Raw genomic sequence first — 15,620 nt, forward strand, 5'->3', positions numbered from 1 at the left:
TGCTTCTCGCAATCACGAGCCAGCTGACGGTCCGATAGGCCGTGCCTGGCTGCGTGCGGCCGAGCCGGATAGGGCGATCCGAACTTCGTTTCAATTGCAATTCACTAAATCTTTAAAATCCAAAGTTATCGTTAGCCAACAAAGGGAATGCCCTGCGCGAGGAGGCCGCACGGGGCGGTTTGCGTCTGGAAGCGGCAGGCCACCCTTGTTCGAGAGAGCGCGTGCAAGCTGCATAAATCTGCGAAATTGCAGCATGATGTCCTGAATCCATGTTGATCGGGGACTTATGCGAAGAGATCGCCCGCGACATTCAACGTGCATGAGGGTGGAAGTCACGTGTCTTCCACCCAATCCCATTCTTCAGATGAAGGCAGTCCAGGGAAAGGCATTGGCATGACGATCAACCTCCTTCGGCAGGGAATTGGCGCAAAACTGGGGCTGACGTCAGCCATAGGCCTGATCATGACCGCGACGATGCTCGCCGCGATCTGGCTGGGCTTTCGGGCGATCGACCGGGCCCAGGCAGAGGTGACAGTGGAGCAGGCGCGGGTTTTGGCGCTGATCGATGCCAAGGCATCCATGCGGGGTCAGCAAAAGGGCGCATCAGATCTGCTGCTGAGCACCGCCGGCAACGGGACCGCCGCAGCCCTGGATTATGTGAAGCATCGCACGGCCTCCTTCGATCAATATATGCAGATCGCTTCGGAACATAGCGGCGGGCCGGATGACCTTGCGAGGCTGCAGGAAATCCGGGCGCTCGCAGCCAACTGGTCGAAGAAATTCGAACAGCTGGCCGATGTCGTGGCCCACAAGCTGGCGTCCGATGGTGATGCCGCCGCCCTTCTCGAGCGCCAGCAGGCGCTGCGGAAGGAGATGGCGCCACTTGCTGACGGCCTGGCCACGGCCGTCGACGCCAGCGTCAAGGTTGCCAAGGAGCGGATCGCGGCCGCGACGCCGGCCATGCAATCCATCATTCAGACCGCGCTTCTCTCCAGTCTCGGCGTCGGTGCGGCCATGGCGGTCGCCCTGCTGGCCACGGCCCTTTACGGCCGGCGCGGCATTGCCGCACCGATCCAGCGCTTGACCGTGAGCATGGCGCGCCTTGCGGATGGAGACCTTGCGGAGACGGTGCCCTTCCGCGAGCGGCAAGACGAGATCGGCCGCATGGCGGCTGCCGTCGATGTCTTCAAGGCCAACGGCCTTCGCATGCGCGATCTCAACCGTCAGGAAGCGGCGCTGCAGGCCAAGAGTGCCGATCTGCAAGCCAGTATCTCAACGGTTGTGACGGCGGCGGCGGATGGAGATTTCCGCCAGCGGATCACCAAGAGCTACGACAATCCCGATCTCGACAACTTCGCCGGGCAGGTCAATGTGCTGGTCGAGGCCGTCGACCATGGCGTCGACGAAGTCCGCAGGGTGGTCTCAGCGCTTGCCCAGGGCGACCTGACGCAGACCATGCAGGGAGACTTCAAGGGCGCCTTTGGCGAGCTGAAGAACAATGTCAACGCGACCATGGGACAGCTCCAAATCCTCATGGGCGAAATTCGGCAGGCGGTGGAATCTATCACATCGGGCGCAAGCGAGCTCAGCGCGGCATCGGGCGACCTCTCCAAGCGGACCGAGCATCAGGCAGCCTCTCTGGAGGAAACCTCGTCCGCCCTGGAGGAGATTACCGTCGCCGTTCGAAACTCCAAGAGCCGGGCGGCCGAAGTCAGCCACATGGCTGACGAGGCACATGGCAGCACCCGGCAGTCCGGCGCGGTCATGCGCGAGGCGGTCGAGGCCATCACCCGGATCGACCAGGCTTCCCAGGAGATCGGCAACATCATCTCCGTCATCGACGAGATCGCCTTCCAGACCAATCTTCTCGCACTCAATGCCGGTATCGAGGCGGCACGCGCCGGCGAAAGCGGCAAGGGTTTTGCCGTGGTTGCTCAGGAGGTGCGTGAACTCGCCCAGCGCTCAGCCGGCGCGGCAAAAGACATCAAGACGCTGATCTCGCGCTCGGCAGATCAGGTTCAGTCCGGCGTCACCCTCGTCACCTCGGCCGGCCAGGCCATCGGCCTGATCGAGGATCACATGCAGAAGATCAACGGGCATATCCATGCCATTTCGACGGCCGCAAGCGAACAATCCTCCGGTCTCTCCCAGGTGAGCGTCGCGGTGACACAAATGGATCAGGTCACGCAGCAGAATGCGGCAATGGTTGAGCAGTCCACCGCCTCCACGAGCCGGCTGGCGGAAGAAGCGACGCATCTGGCGCAGCTGGTCGCCCGCTTCAAACTGGACAATCAAGGCCACGCAAACCCTCATCGGACGCAACGTGGGACAATGGGCGGGACGATGGGCACGACAGGGGGCGGGCTCCCAACGTCGCGCTACGCCGCCTGAGACCCGCCTCAAAGACTGGAGCATAGGGCTGGAAATCAATACGCAGTCTGATGCTCTAGAATTTTGTTTTTACATCGGATTTCCCGAAAGCCGATGCCCACATGCGCGGTCCGCGGCTGCAGCCCCGCGGACCCCTCGCGCACCAGGTCTTACGCCACCCAGTCCAGCCAGTCGCGCATCAGGCGGTGGGCGATCGCGCCCTTGGGCGGGGAATTGCGTTCGCCTTCCTCGGCGCCGACGCCGGTGGCGCGGGCCAGAAGCTCGGCGGTTTCCGCGCGCGTGAACCAGCGGCAATCCTCCAGCTCGCGCTGATCGAAGCGGATCTCGGTCGATTTCGCCTCGGCGAAACAGCCGATCATCAGGCTATGCGGCATGGGCCAGGGCTGGGACGCATGGTAGCGCACCCGTCCGAGCTGGATGGCCGATTCCTCCAGCGTCTCGCGGCGCACCGCATTCTCGATCGTCTCGCCCGGCTCGACGAAACCGGCAAGACAGGAATACATGCCCGGCGGAAAATGCACACCCCGACCGAGTAGGCAGAGGTCGCGCTCGAGATCGATCGTCAGCATGATCACCACGGGATCGGTGCGCGGAAACAGAGTGTGGCCGCAGGCGGTGCAGACCCGGCGATAGCCGCCCGAGCGATTCTCGGTGGGGCTGCCGCACTTGCCGCAGAAGCGGTGGGTGGCGTTCCAGACGATCAGGCTTTCGGCCTGGGCAAATTGCCCCAGCAGGGGCTCGGGCATCATCTGCTGGCGATAGAGCGTGCGCCCCTCCGTCAGCTTGAAACTGGCCTCCAGCGCCTCCACCGGCGCCTTGACCGGCACGGCCAGGCGCGGCTCGCCATTGGGGAGCGTGCCGAGCAGGATGGCCTCGTCGAGATCCGGCTCGAGCCCGGCAAGCTCATAGGGCGCAAACAGCGGATCGACCACCTGCTCGTCATGCTTGACCACCAGCCGGTCACCGGAGAAGGCCAGAAGATGCGCGCCGGGCTGCTTCAGCGCCTGTGTGACGCAATCCTCGGCCCGGTTTTCCGAATCGCGATGCAGCGGGTTTTCGGCAAAGGCCGTCAGCGTGCTCGGTTCGGGATGCGGCCCGTGCAGGTCGAACAGCGAGCGGATGGTCACGACAGGCGCTCCATCAGCCGGAAGACGAAGCGCTCGCGCTCGCCGTCGTCCCAGGGCTCGGCCGCTCCGACGCCCCAGACCGGATTGGGCCAGGCGGCGTCCGTTTCCAGCCGGGCGATGACATGCATGTGCAGCTGGCGGACGTGATTGCCCAGCGCGCCGATATTGATCTTGTCGGCGCCGGTCACGTCGTTCAGCACCTCGGCGATGCGCACGGTTTCGGCGAAGAACAGGGCCTGATCCTCGGGCCGAAGCTCGTAGACCTCCTCGATCCCGTCGCGACGCGGCACCAGAAGCAGCCAGGGCCAGCGGCAGTCTTCCATCAGTCGCAACTCGCACAGGTCCAGATCGACCAGATGCCGGCTGTCGCGCGCCAGGCGCTCATCGATTTCAAATTGCGTCAAGCCCATCTCCCTCACGCTTTCAAAAGGTTCGCCTTGCCCAGGCGAGACCTTCGTCGCGATCGATAGCAGTTTTTTGAAGGCTTGGCTTGCATTTGCTGGCGAGATTGACGATATGCAGAGCCGGGAGGTTGGTGGTGGACGAGCCACTCGCCAACCGGGTCAGGTCCGGAAGGAAGCAGCCCTAACGAGCTCCGGCACGGGTCGCCGTGCCAGCCTCCCACCCTTTTCCGGCCCCGCCCGCCGCGCATGCCTGTTCACCGCAGGTGGCCGGACAGGCGATGAAGCCGCCCCGGCCCCAGACGGTAACCGTCGACGGCGAAACGGGGCACCGACGCGGCAGGGACGATGAGCGACACCACCCCGACACGAAGCCCGGCCCCGATGGCAGCAGGCGCAGACGAAAAGCCCGCAGCCTATCGCGTTCTGGCGCGCAAGTACCGCCCGAAGGACTTCTCCGACCTCATGGTCGGCCAGGAGCCGATGGTGCGCACGCTCACCAATGCCTTCGAGACCGGCCGCATCGCCCAGGCCTATATGCTGACCGGCGTGCGCGGCGTGGGCAAGACGACGACCGCGCGCATCCTGGCGCGCGCGCTGAACTACAAGACCGCCGACATCGACCGGCCGACCATCGACCTCTCGGTGCCCGGCGAGCATTGCCAGGCGATCATGGAAGGCCGGCATGTCGATGTGATCGAGATGGACGCCGCCTCCCATACCGGCATCGACGACATCCGCGAGATCATCGAGCAGGTGCGCTACCGGCCAGTCTCGGCGCGCTACAAGGTCTATATCATCGACGAAGTGCACATGCTCTCCACCCAGGCCTTCAACGGCCTGCTCAAGACGCTGGAAGAGCCGCCGGAGCATGTGAAGTTCATCTTCGCGACAACGGAAATCCGTAAGGTTCCGATTACGGTCCTGTCGCGCTGCCAGCGCTTCGACCTGCGCCGCATCGCCGCAAGTGACCTCGTCGGCCTGTTCACCACCATTCTGGAGAAGGAAGGCGTTTCGGCCGAGCCGGAAGCGCTGGCAATGATTGCGCGCGCGGCGGAAGGGTCGGCGCGCGACGGCCTGTCTCTTCTGGATCAGGCGATCGCCCATGGCGCCGGCATCGTGGAAGCCGCCGCCGTGCGCGCCATGCTGGGCCTGGCCGACCGTGCCCGCATCGTCGATCTCTTCGAGCATGTGGCCAGGGGCGACGTGGGCGCTGCGCTGGAGGAATTCGCCCGTCAATATGAGGCCGGCGCCAGCCCCTCCGTGGTGCTGACCGACCTTGCCGATTTCACCCATCTCGTCACCAAGCTGAAATTCGTGCCGGCCGCCGCGGAGGATCCCTCGCTGAGCGAGATCGAGCGCCGGCGCGGCGCGGAGTTTTCCGGCGGCATCGCCGTTTCCACCCTGTCGCGGCTCTGGCAGATGCTGCTCAAGGGCATTGCCGAGACAGAGGCCTCCTCGCGGCCCGCCGGCGCGGCCGAGATGGTGCTGATCCGGCTGGCCCATGCCGCGCATCTGCCGGCGCCGGAAGAGGCGGCCCGCAGGCTGATGGAGCTTTCCGGCTCTGGCGGCGGCGCGCCTGTGCATCCCAATGGCGGGACAAACGGCGCAGGCAGCGAGCGGGCGATGGCGCAGGCCGTCGGCAGCGATCTCGGGAACGGGGCGCACCAGCCCTCAGCGCCCAGGGCCTCCCTTGGTGGAGGCGCCACCATGCTGCGCGCGGTTCCCACTTCGCCCGAGGCGACCCCGCAGGCGCGCGGACAGGCCGAAGCACAGGCAGCAGCGCCCAAGCCGGCGGCGCGTGGCGAGGCGGCGGGCAATGGCGTTTCCGTGCGCACCGTCGCCGACATCGCCGAGCTATGCGCCAAGAACCGCGACATCGTGCTCAAGACCAATGTGCGCAAATTCGTGCGCGCCGTGCGCATCGAGCCGGGCCGGATCGAGATGAACCTGCCAGAGGAAGCGCCGAAAACGCTGGTCGCCGAGCTGCAGCGACGGCTGGAGGAATGGACCGGCCGACGCTGGATGGTGATCCTGAGCCGCGAGCCGGGCGAAAAGACGCTGGCCGAGCAGGAGACGGACGCGCAGGAGCAATTGCTGACCGATGCGCGCGCCGATCCCGATGTCGCCGCCATTCTCGCCCGCTTCCCCGGCGCCCGCATCGCCGATGTGCGCATCCGCACGCCGGAACCGGAGATCGAGGAGGACATGCCGGCAGCACCCGCCACGGCGGAATCGGCCGAAGGCGACATCCTGCCGGGCGACGACGTTCTGCCGGAGGATGATTTCGGCGATCTCTGACGGCAAGCTCAGAGCATCGGACCGAAAAGTGGGAACCGGTTTTCGGAAAAATCCGATGCAAAACAAAATCCTGGAGCATCGGACTGCGGATGATTTTCAGCCCCTAGGCTCTGGGGTGCACATCAACAAGACAGGCTGCTCCGGGAAGCCGGCAGCCAGAAAAATCACGACAGCAAGCCACCACAGCAAGCAAGGAGCGGATATGCGCGACATCATGGGCATGATGGGCAAGGTCAAGGAAATGCAGGCCAAGATGGAGAAGATGCAGGAGGAAATCGCCGCGCTCGAAGTCGACGGCACCTCCGGCGGCGGCCTCATCACCGTGCGCCTCGATGGCAAGGGCAATCTGAAGAGCCTGAAGATCGACCCCTCGCTGTTCAAGGAAGACGATGTCGAGATCCTCGAGGACCTGATCGTCGCCGCCCACAAGGATGCCAAGGACAAGGCCGAAGCCGTGACGGCGGAAAAGACCCGGGAACTGACCGCCGGCCTGCCGATCCCGCCCGGCATGAAGCTGCCCTTCTGACGTTCAGCCCTGAAGGCTGGCGCGCAGCTTGGCATGGAGCGGGCTGGCGAGATAGCGGGCCCGGTCCTGCGCGTTCACCCGCTTCGGCTGGAGCGCCAGCAGTTCCGGCATGGTCACGGGCTCGCCCGCAAAGGGCAGGTAGCGCACCGCGTCGCCGGCCTTGAGCGTGCCGCTTTTCAGCACCCGGCAGTAAAAGCCGGGGCGGCTGACGGCCATGAAGCGCTTGGCAAACAGCCTGTCCTCCATGCGGATGGAGAGCGTGGCGCAGGGCGTGCGCGTCGAGGTGACCTCCATGAGGACATCATCCGTCTCGAAGCGGTCGCCGACCGAGACGTTGCGGCTGTCGAGACCGTCGACGACGAGATTCTCGCCGAGCGTTCCCGGCGTCAGCGGCCGCCCGAGCTCCTGCGACCAGCCGTCGAGATCGACGGAGCCGAGGCCGTAGACCGCCTGGTCCTGGCCGCCATGATGCTCGCCATTGCAGACGGCGTCGCCGACGAGCCCGTTCTCGTCCACCAGAATCCCGGCGCGGGTGGCATGCTTGAAAATGCCTGTCTTCATGCGCCGGCCCGGCAGACGCTCAGGCGCGCCGAGACAGATGGCGAGAATCTTCATGAAACCTCCTCCAGAGCATGTTGCGCAAAAGTGCGCAGCGGTTTTGCGACGACAACATGCGAAAAAACAAAAGCCTAGAGAATCGGACTGCCGCTGATCTCCCATCCGAGTCGCTTTAAACCCGCCCCTGACCGGGCGGTTCCGGCAATGCTGATGGTCGGAATGAATAGCGCGCGATGGGACGGAAGGTTCCTCTGCGCTGTCGCCGGGATATCCTCCGCCGCCCGATTGAGATAGAGATCCGCCATGGCAAAACGAGTCACCGGACCCGAAATCGAAAAGCTGATCCAGCTGCTGGCGAAAGTGCCGGGGCTCGGCCCCCGCTCGGCGCGCCGCGCGGCGCTGCACCTCGTCAAGAAGAAGGACCAGCTGCTGGGTCCGCTTGCGGACGCCATGGGCGAGGCCCATCGCAAGGTGCGCATCTGCTCCTGCTGCGGCAATATCGATACGGTCGACCCCTGCAGCGTCTGTACCGACCCGCAGCGGGACCGCTCGGTCATCATCGTGGTCGAGGATGTCTCCGATCTATGGGCCTTGGAGCGCACGGGCGCGATGAACACGGCCTATCACGTGCTCGGCGGCGTGCTCTCCCCGCTCGACGGCATCGGCCCCGACGACCTCAACATTGCAAGCCTTGTCGACCGCGTGGCGGAGGGCACGGTGCGCGAGCTGATCATCGCCGTCAATGCGACGGTCGAGGGCCAGACCACAGCCCACTATATTACCGACCGGCTGGACGGCCTGGAGGTGAAGATCACCCGGCTCGCCCATGGCGTTCCCGTTGGCGGCGAGCTCGACTACCTCGATGAAGGCACGCTGACGGCGGCACTGAAGGCAAGGACGGCATTTTGATCTCGACCCTGTTTCGCATCCCCGCTTCCACCTTCGCCCGCCCGGCTTCGACAAGGCCAAACCTTCAAGCTGACGCGCGGGGTGCCCACTTGCCGTCATCCTCGGGCCTGTCCCGAGGATCTGCCGCCATCGATTGCGTGAAGGAAGTGCCCGCCTGTCAGCCTCGGCAAATGCTCGGCACAAGGGCGAGCATGACGGCAGCGAAATGCGGACAGGCTTTTCGACGGATCATGATGCGGCTGGTCCTCATCCTCCTCGCCCTTCTGCCCCTGCCGGCCTTCGCCGCCTCCAAGGCCGAGGTCGAGGCGCAGTTCCGGCAATGGCTGGCAAGCGATTTCTGGCCGCAGGCGAAAGCCGGCGGCATTTCGCGGGCCCATTTCGATGCGGCCTTTGCCGAGGTGAAGCTCAACTGGAACCTGCCGGATCTGGTGCTTCCCGGCCAGCCGCCGAAGGAGGAAAAGCAGGATCAGGCGGAATTCGCCTCGCCGGGCGCCTATTTCTCGGAAAAGCGGCTTGCCGATCTCGCCGCCACCGGCCGCACGCTTGCTTCCGTCCATGCGGCAACACTGAAGCGGATCGAGAAAACCTACGGCGTGCCCGGCCCGATCGTGCTCGCCATATGGGGCCGCGAAACCGGCTATGGCCGGGCGAAGATCCCCCATCCGATCATCGAGGTGCTGGCGACCAAGGCCTTCCTCTCCCGCCGGCCGGAGCTGTTCCGCAAGGAGCTGGTGGCCGCGCTGCACATTCTCGACAGCGGCGATATCAAGGAGGCCGACATGCGCGGCTCCTGGGCCGGCGCCATGGGACAGCCGCAATTCCTGCCGACGAGCTTCCTGCAATATGCCGTGGACTTCGATGGCGACGGCAGGCGCGACATCTGGAACTCCGTGCCGGACGTGCTGGCCTCCATCGCCAACTATCTTTCAAAAAAGGGCTGGCAGCGCGGGCGTGACTGGGGCACGGAGGTGCGCCTGCCGCCGACCGTTTCCTGCGCGCTGGAAGGGCCCGACCGGGCGCGGCTGACCGGTCAATGGGCGGCAGACGGCATCGCGCGCATCTCCGGCAAGCCCTTTGCCGCGAGCGAGGCGAAGCGCGAAGCGATGATCCTCGTGCCCGCCGGCCGCTCTGGCCCGGCCTTCCTCGTCACGCCGAATTTCTACGTGCTCAAGGAATACAACAATTCCGATCTCTACGCGCTGTTCATCGGCAATCTGGCCGACCGCATCGGCGCCGGCGGCAGCGCCTTTCGCGCGCCCTTCGGCGATGTCGGCCATATGCTGCGCTCGGATGTGCTGACCATCCAGAAGCGGCTGGAGGCCAAGGGCTACGACATCGGCAAGGCCGATGGCCTGGCCGGCTTCAAGACCCGCCGCTCGATCGGCGAATGGCAGGAAAAGGCCGGCCTGAAGCCGACCTGCTTCCCCGATCCGGCGTTAAAGGGGCGGATCTGACACGTCGGATCCGTAAGCCTGTCAATGCGGAATGTCCATCTGCCGGCGGAACTGCTCGTAGGGATGCGGCAGGATGGTCTGGCGCTCGATCATGCGGTGCACCCGCGGTGAGCCCTCGCCGCGATGCAGCGCGTGCAGGCGTTCGTAATTGCTCTTGTCGTCCTGGGTCCGGCGCTGGTTGTGGCGCACATAGTCCGTCCAGGTCGGCACGTGATAGGTTTCCGTCCATACCCGCGGATTTTCGAGATCCCGCATCAGCGACCATTGCCCGGCCCCGTCGCGGATTCGGATGCGTCGCCGCTCGCCCATGATGGTGAGGAAGGCCGGCACATCGGCCTCGTCGATCTCGTAATCGATCAGCACGACGATCGGGCCGGAGCGCGGCGTCAGATCCAGCTTCAGCATGGGCTCGGTGAAGCTGCCCAGCGGATCGAGATTGAGCGCCTCGAATTCCGGCAGGGCGAAGCGCAGGCCGATGACGCCTCCGACCAGCATCAGCGCGGCCGAGGCATAGAGCGCCATGTCAGCCCCATATTGCTCGGCCGCCACGCCCCAGAACCAGCTGCCGGCCGCGATCCCGCCGAAAGTGGTGGTCTGGTAGAGCGAAAGCGCGCGGGCCACCACCCAGCGTGGGGTCGACAATTGCACAGTGGTGTTGAACAGCGACAAAGCGAGAACCCAGCCGGCCCCGGCGCCGAGCAGCGCCAGGCAGGTCAGCGCCCTGTTGCCGCTCCAGCCTGTCATCGCTGCGCTGAGGGCAAAGCCGAGAAAGGCGAGGCGCACAATGTTTTCGCCTGTCAGCCGCTCGCGCAGCCGCGCGCTGATCAGCGCGCCGCCAATGGCGCCGACGCCGAAGGCGCCGAGCAGCAGGCCATAGGTGAGCGGCCCGCCGGCCACGAGATCGCGCGCGACTAGCGGCAGAAGCGCCAGAATCGCGCTCGCCGCCAGGCCGAAAACGAAGCCGCGCAGCAGAACTTTAAGAATGTTGGGCGACATCGCCACATAGCGCAGCCCCGCGCCGATCGCGCGGCCGAGCGATTCGCGCGGCAAGACGCTGTCGATCGGCGCGCGCTTCCAGCGATACAGCGCAAAGAGCAGCGCGAAATAGGAGAGGCTGTTGACCGCGAAGGCCGCCGCCGCCCCGGCCGCCGCAACGATGGCGCCGCCGATCGCCGGGCCGATGCTGCGCGTCATGTTGAAGCCCATCGAGTTCAGCGCCACCGCATTGGGCAGATCCTGGCGCGGCACCATGTCGCCGACGGAGGCCTGCCAGGCGGGATTGTTGAGCGCCGTGCCGCAGCCGATCAGAAAGGTGAAGGTCAGCAGCAGCCAGGGCGTGACGAGGCCGAAATAGGTGCAGAGCGTCAACAGCACCGAGACGACGAACATGAAGACCTGCGCCACCATCATCAGCCGGCGCCGGTCGAAACTGTCGGCCAGCGCGCCTGAAACCAGCGAAAACAGCATGATGGGCGCCGAGGTCGAGGCCTGCACCAGCGCCACCATGTCGGAGGAACTGGAGATCGAGGTCATCATCCAGGCCGCGCCCACCGCCTGCACCAGCCCGCCGAAGTTGGAGACGATGCTGGCGAACCAGATCAGGCGAAACGTGTCATGCTTGAGGGGCGCGAGCGGGGATGACGAATGCGGCACGGGCAAGGCGCCTTTCTGATGCGGCAGGCTATGGGTAAGGAGAAACATCTAGCCCGCACGCCGATTGCGGCAAGCTTTGGGCGTATAGCTCTAAAACGTGCCGTTCCTGCCACAATCGGCATCCGGCTTGCAATTTCGGCGCTGCGGGCGTATAGGAGGCACAAATTCTTGATCGGTAGATGGAGAGTGGGCCCGCAAGGACCCGCTCTTTTTTATTACCGGCAAAGCGGGAGGCTGAAAGCTTTGTCCGACATGACCCAGAGCGGCGCCGCTGAAAGCGCGTCCGAACCCAGGCTGATCACCGAAACCGGCATCGAGCGCCGCGTGGCCGACATCATCGAGCCCGTGCTCGTACCCATGGGCTATCGCCTCGTGCGGGTGCGGCTGCTCGCGCTGAACGGCACGACGCTGCAGATCATGGCCGAGCGCGAGGACGGCTCGATGACCGTGGAGGACTGCGAGGCGGTCTCCATGGCGATTTCGCCCGTTCTGGATGTGGATGATCCGATCGACAAGGCGTATCATCTGGAAGTCTCCTCGCCCGGCATGGACCGGCCGATGGTGCGCAAGTCCGATTTCGTCCGCTGGACCGGCCATCTGCTGAAATGCGAGACCTCGGTTCTGGTCGGCGGGCGTAAGCGCTTCCGCGGCACCATCGTCTCCACCGACGAGGACGGCTTCACGCTCGACCGCGACCAGCCCGCCCCCGGCGAGGATGCCCGGATCGTCATTCCCTATACGGCGCTGGCCGAGGGCAAACTGATCCTGACGGACGACCTGATCCGCGACGCGCTGGCCGCCGACAAGAAAGCCAAGGCCGCCCGCGAGGCCGCCAACGAGAATTTCGAGGACGAGGACGAAGACGCGCTCGACTGAGATCGGCGCCGCCCTTCGCTCAAGGAAAAGACATCGCTTCCAAAGAGAAGCGCCGCTTGGAGACCCAAACAATGGCAGTCAGTGCTAACCGGCTTGAGCTTCTGCAGATCGCGGATGCGGTCGCGCGCGAAAAGGTGATCGACCGCGAGATCGTGCTCGCGGCCATGGCCGATGCGATCCAGAAGGCCGCCCGCTCGCGCTACGGCTCCGAAAGCAACATCCGCGCCGACATCAATTCCAAGACCGGCGAAATCCGCCTGCAGCGCCTGCTCGAAGTGGTCGAGCATGCCGAGGACTACTCCACCCAGATCCCGCTGGCGCTGGCGCGCGACCGCAACCCCGACGCCGCGCTGGGCGACTTCATCGCCGACCCGCTGCCGCCGATGGATTTCGGCCGCATCGCCGCCCAGTCGGCCAAGCAGGTGATCGTGCAGAAGGTGCGCGAAGCCGAGCGCGACCGCCAGTTCGACGAGTTCAAGGACCGCCTGGGCGAAATCGTCAACGGCACGGTCAAGCGCGTCGAATATGGCAATGTCATCGTCGATCTCGGCCGGGGCGAAGGCATCATCCGCCGCGACGAGATGATCCCGCGCGAGAACATGCGCTATGGCGACCGCGTGCGCGCCTATGTCTATGACGTGCGCCGCGAGCAGCGCGGTCCGCAGATCTTCCTGTCGCGCACCCATCCGCAGTTCATGGTCAAGCTCTTCACCATGGAAGTGCCGGAAATCTATGACGGCATCATCCAGATCAAGTCGGTCGCCCGCGATCCCGGCTCGCGCGCCAAAATCGCCGTGATTTCCAATGACAGCTCGATCGATCCGGTCGGCGCCTGCGTGGGTATGCGCGGTTCGCGCGTCCAGGCCGTGGTGGGCGAGCTGCAGGGCGAAAAGATCGACATCATTCCCTGGTCGCCCGAGCCCGCCTCCTTCATCGTCAACGCCCTGCAGCCGGCCGAAGTCGCCAAGGTGGTTCTCGACGAGGATGCCGAGCGCATCGAAGTGGTCGTTCCGGACGAGCAGCTGTCGCTGGCCATCGGCCGTCGCGGCCAGAACGTCCGCCTCGCCTCGCAGCTGACCGGCTGGGACATCGACATCATGACGGAGCAGGAGGAATCCGAGCGCCGTCAGAAGGAGTTCAACGAACGCACCCAGCTGTTCATGAACGCCCTCGACGTGGACGAGATGGTCGGCCAGGTGCTCGCCTCGGAAGGTTTCGCTCAGGTCGACGAGCTGGCCTATGTGGATCTCGACGAAATCTCCTCGATCGACGGCTTCGACGAGGACACCGCAAACGAGCTGCAGACCCGCGCCCGCGAATATCTGGAGCGCCTGGAAGCCGAAATGGACGCCAAGCGCAAGGAACTCGGCGTCAGCGACGACCTGCGTGGCATCGACGGCATGACCGGCCAGATGCTGGTCGCGCTCGGCGAGGACGGCATCAAGACGATCGAGGACTTCGCCGGCTGCGCCGCTGACGACCTCGTTGGCTGGTCGGAACGCAAGAACGGCGAGACCAAGCGGTTCGAGGGCCTGTTCTCCAAGTTCGAGGTCTCGCGCGCCGAGGCGGAGAACATGGTGCTGCAGGCACGTCTCGCCGCCGGATGGATTACCGAGGAAGACCTTGCACGCGAGCAGGAAGAACTCCAAATAACGGAAGGCGATGAGGAGGAGGCCTGAGCGGCCCTCTCCTGATCGGATCGCGAACGCGATGCAGCAGGAAACACCCGCCCCCGTGACGGAACCCGAACGCCTCGCACCGGCCGGCGCATCGCAGGATGCGGCCTTGCCGGGCGATGAGGACACCGTGGACTATCCGGCCGATGGCAAGACCGGCGGCAATGGTCGCCTGTGCATCGTCACGCGTGAAAGCCTGCCGGTCGAGGCGCTGATCCGCTTCGTTGCGGGGCCGGACGGCCAGGTCGTTCCCGACCTCAAGCGCCAGCTTCCCGGCCGCGGCTGCTGGGTGACGGCGCGGCGCTCGATGGTGGATCAGGCCGTCAAGCGCAAGCTCTTCGCCCGTGGCCTGAAAGCGCCGGTCAAGGCGGCCGAGGATCTCGGCGAAGTGGTCGATCGGCTGCTGTGCGCCGACCTCGCCGGCATGATCAATCTGGCGCGCAAGGCCGGCCAGTTCACGACCGGCTCCTCCAAGGTCGATCAGGCGGTGCGCGGCCTTGCCGCGCTCGCCGTGTTTCATGCCAGCGACGCCGCGGCTGACGGCGTGCGCAAGATCAGCCAGGCCCGCAAGGCCTCGAGCTTCGCCGCGGAAGACGGCAGCGAAATACCCGCCTTCCGCTTCTTTACTGCCGAAGAAGGCGATGTCCTGTTCGGAAGTAATTCTTTTATCCACGCCGCGGCGCTTGCGGGGCAGGCGGGTGAAGGTGTAGTGAAGCGCGCAACAATGCTCGACAAGTACCGGGACACTGTAGCGATGGGCGCTTCTCGCCAATTGACATCATGATGCGCAGGAACAGCACACGCAGTTTTTGCGCTCGCACGACGATCATCGAAAAGCGGGGTCAGGTCTAACCGGTCCGACCCTGAAGGAAACGGAACGGAATGACCGATAATAACGACGACAAGACGCTCGGCAAGAAGACGCTGACGCTTCGCCCTTCGGGCGTGAGCCAGGGCACCGTGCGCCAGGATATGGGCCGCGGCCGCACCAAGGCTGTCGTGGTTGAAACCCGCAAGCGCCGGCCGATGCGGCCGGAAGATGAAAAGCCCGTCACGCCCGTTGCTGCACCGGCCCGCCCGGCTCAGGCAGATGTGCGCCCGGCTGCCGTTACGGCTCCCGCACCTGCGGCAGCGCCGGCTGCCGCCGTGTCTGCCCCGGCTCCCGCGCCGGCCGCTGCCGCCGCCGCACCGCAGGCCCCGCGCCCCAGCCAGCCAGCCCAGCCGCAGCGCCAGGGCCATGGCCAGGGCCAGGGCGGCCGTCCGCAGAACCAGGGTGGCCGTCCGCAAGGTCAGGGTCAGGGCCAGCGCCCCCAGGGCCAGGGCGGACGCCCGCAGGGCCAGGGTGGTCGCGATTCCCGCTATGATTCCCCGCGCTATGACTCAGGCCGCCCGGATCCGAACCGCCGCACCGGCGTGGTTCTGAACCAGCTGTCCGCCGAGGAAATCGACGCCCGTCGCCGTGCACTTGCCGAGGCTCAGGCCCGCGATGCCGAGGATGCGCGCCGTCGCGCCATCGAGGAAGAGCGCCGCCGCCAGGAAGAAGCCGAGCGCTTGCAGCGCGAAGCCGAGGAGGCTGCACGCCGCGAGGCGGAAGAAGCCGCCCGTGCACCGGCCGAGCGCGAGGCAGCGCGCCTGGCTGCCGAGGCTGCCGCCAAGGCGGAGGCAGAAGCCGCTGCGGCCGCCGCCGCCGCCGCTGCCGCTGCCGCCGAGGAAGCAGCCCGCGCCCCGGCGCGCCGCGACGATCGCAC

Annotated in this window: 13 protein-coding genes and 1 other RNA gene; 10 read left to right on the forward strand and 4 right to left on the reverse strand. The window is 65.6% G+C overall.

Annotated features, from left to right (window positions below):
* Positions 1 to 393 precede the first annotated feature (393 nt).
* Positions 394 to 2,391: a methyl-accepting chemotaxis protein gene (locus tag BJF92_RS21030; protein WP_075636680.1), complete on the forward strand. Its 1,998-nt coding sequence runs from the start codon at positions 394 to 396 to the stop codon at positions 2,389 to 2,391.
* Positions 2,392 to 2,540: 149 nt separating this feature from the next.
* Here BJF92_RS21030 and nudC read toward each other — a convergent pair whose 3' ends face one another.
* A complete protein-coding gene (gene nudC, locus BJF92_RS21035) occupies positions 2,541 to 3,518 on the reverse strand; it encodes an NAD(+) diphosphatase (protein ID WP_245294845.1) in 978 nt (325 codons plus the stop codon).
* On the reverse strand, positions 3,515 to 3,922 hold the full coding sequence (locus BJF92_RS25355) for an HIT domain-containing protein (protein WP_143524129.1): 408 nt from the start codon (positions 3,920 to 3,922) through the stop codon (positions 3,515 to 3,517). Before BJF92_RS25355 ends, nudC begins: the two co-directional genes overlap by 4 nt.
* Before the next feature lie 123 nt (positions 3,923 to 4,045).
* Between BJF92_RS25355 and ffs the strand changes: the two genes are divergently transcribed.
* The 3 genes from ffs (at position 4,046) to BJF92_RS21055 (ending at position 6,746) form a co-directional block, all read left to right on the forward strand.
* Positions 4,046 to 4,143: signal recognition particle sRNA small type (gene ffs / locus BJF92_RS21045), an RNA gene on the forward strand.
* Between the two features lie 124 nt (positions 4,144 to 4,267).
* The gene (locus BJF92_RS21050; protein WP_075636682.1) at positions 4,268 to 6,220 is read left to right on the forward strand and encodes a DNA polymerase III subunit gamma/tau; all 1,953 of its coding nucleotides are present in this window, start codon (positions 4,268 to 4,270) and stop codon (positions 6,218 to 6,220) included.
* 202 nt (positions 6,221 to 6,422) lie between these two features.
* The gene (locus BJF92_RS21055) at positions 6,423 to 6,746 is read left to right on the forward strand and encodes a YbaB/EbfC family nucleoid-associated protein (RefSeq protein WP_075636683.1); all 324 of its coding nucleotides are present in this window, start codon (positions 6,423 to 6,425) and stop codon (positions 6,744 to 6,746) included.
* 3 nt (positions 6,747 to 6,749) lie between these two features.
* Here the strand turns inward: BJF92_RS21055 and BJF92_RS21060 are convergent, their stop codons facing one another.
* Positions 6,750 to 7,361: an MOSC domain-containing protein gene (locus BJF92_RS21060; RefSeq protein ID WP_075636684.1), complete on the reverse strand. Its 612-nt coding sequence runs from the start codon at positions 7,359 to 7,361 to the stop codon at positions 6,750 to 6,752.
* Positions 7,362 to 7,607: 246 nt separating this feature from the next.
* Here BJF92_RS21060 and recR point away from each other — a divergent pair, with 246 nt between their 5' ends.
* A complete protein-coding gene (gene recR / locus BJF92_RS21065) occupies positions 7,608 to 8,213 on the forward strand; it encodes a recombination mediator RecR (RefSeq protein ID WP_075636685.1) in 606 nt (201 codons plus the stop codon).
* Between the two features lie 230 nt (positions 8,214 to 8,443).
* A complete protein-coding gene (locus tag BJF92_RS21070; protein ID WP_075636727.1) occupies positions 8,444 to 9,667 on the forward strand; it encodes a lytic murein transglycosylase in 1,224 nt (407 codons plus the stop codon).
* A gap of 21 nt (positions 9,668 to 9,688) precedes the next feature.
* Here BJF92_RS21070 and BJF92_RS21075 read toward each other — a convergent pair whose 3' ends face one another.
* Positions 9,689 to 11,368, reverse strand: a complete 1,680-nt coding sequence (locus tag BJF92_RS21075; RefSeq protein WP_143524130.1) for an MFS transporter — start codon at positions 11,366 to 11,368, stop codon at positions 9,689 to 9,691.
* Positions 11,369 to 11,572: 204 nt separating this feature from the next.
* On the opposite strand from BJF92_RS21075, the gene rimP reads away from it, so the two are divergent.
* The 4 genes from rimP to BJF92_RS21095 form a co-directional block, all read left to right on the forward strand.
* Positions 11,573 to 12,196, forward strand: a complete 624-nt coding sequence (rimP, locus tag BJF92_RS21080; protein WP_075636686.1) for a ribosome maturation factor RimP — start codon at positions 11,573 to 11,575, stop codon at positions 12,194 to 12,196.
* A 71-nt stretch (positions 12,197 to 12,267) separates the two neighbouring features.
* Positions 12,268 to 13,875: a transcription termination factor NusA gene (gene nusA, locus BJF92_RS21085; protein WP_075636687.1), complete on the forward strand. Its 1,608-nt coding sequence runs from the start codon at positions 12,268 to 12,270 to the stop codon at positions 13,873 to 13,875.
* Positions 13,876 to 13,930: 55 nt separating this feature from the next.
* Positions 13,931 to 14,656, forward strand: coding sequence for an RNA-binding protein (locus BJF92_RS21090; protein ID WP_425356482.1), 726 nt, complete (start codon positions 13,931 to 13,933; stop codon positions 14,654 to 14,656).
* A gap of 98 nt (positions 14,657 to 14,754) precedes the next feature.
* The coding region (locus BJF92_RS21095; RefSeq protein ID WP_198931576.1) for a translation initiation factor IF-2 associated domain-containing protein at positions 14,755 to 15,620 on the forward strand (866 nt) is incomplete at its 3' end.

Source organism: Xaviernesmea rhizosphaerae (assembly GCF_001938945.1).
Classification (GTDB): Bacteria; Pseudomonadota; Alphaproteobacteria; order Rhizobiales; family Rhizobiaceae; genus Xaviernesmea; species Xaviernesmea rhizosphaerae.

Excerpts from the sequence above, each read along its gene's own strand:
- rimP (WP_075636686.1), top strand. The coding sequence starts at position 11,573 with ATGACCCAGAGCGGCGCCGCTGAAAGCGCGTCCGAACCCAGGCTGATC.
- BJF92_RS21050 (WP_075636682.1), top strand. The coding sequence starts at position 4,268 with ATGAGCGACACCACCCCGACACGAAGCCCGGCCCCGATGGCAGCAGGC.
- recR (WP_075636685.1), top strand. The coding sequence starts at position 7,608 with ATGGCAAAACGAGTCACCGGACCCGAAATCGAAAAGCTGATCCAGCTG.
- BJF92_RS21060 (WP_075636684.1), bottom strand. The coding sequence starts at position 7,361 with ATGAAGATTCTCGCCATCTGTCTCGGCGCGCCTGAGCGTCTGCCGGGC.
- BJF92_RS21030 (WP_075636680.1), top strand. The coding sequence starts at position 394 with ATGACGATCAACCTCCTTCGGCAGGGAATTGGCGCAAAACTGGGGCTG.
- BJF92_RS21055 (WP_075636683.1), top strand. The coding sequence starts at position 6,423 with ATGCGCGACATCATGGGCATGATGGGCAAGGTCAAGGAAATGCAGGCC.
- nusA (WP_075636687.1), top strand. The coding sequence starts at position 12,268 with ATGGCAGTCAGTGCTAACCGGCTTGAGCTTCTGCAGATCGCGGATGCG.
- BJF92_RS21075 (WP_143524130.1), bottom strand. The coding sequence starts at position 11,368 with ATGTTTCTCCTTACCCATAGCCTGCCGCATCAGAAAGGCGCCTTGCCC.
- BJF92_RS21070 (WP_075636727.1), top strand. The coding sequence starts at position 8,444 with ATGATGCGGCTGGTCCTCATCCTCCTCGCCCTTCTGCCCCTGCCGGCC.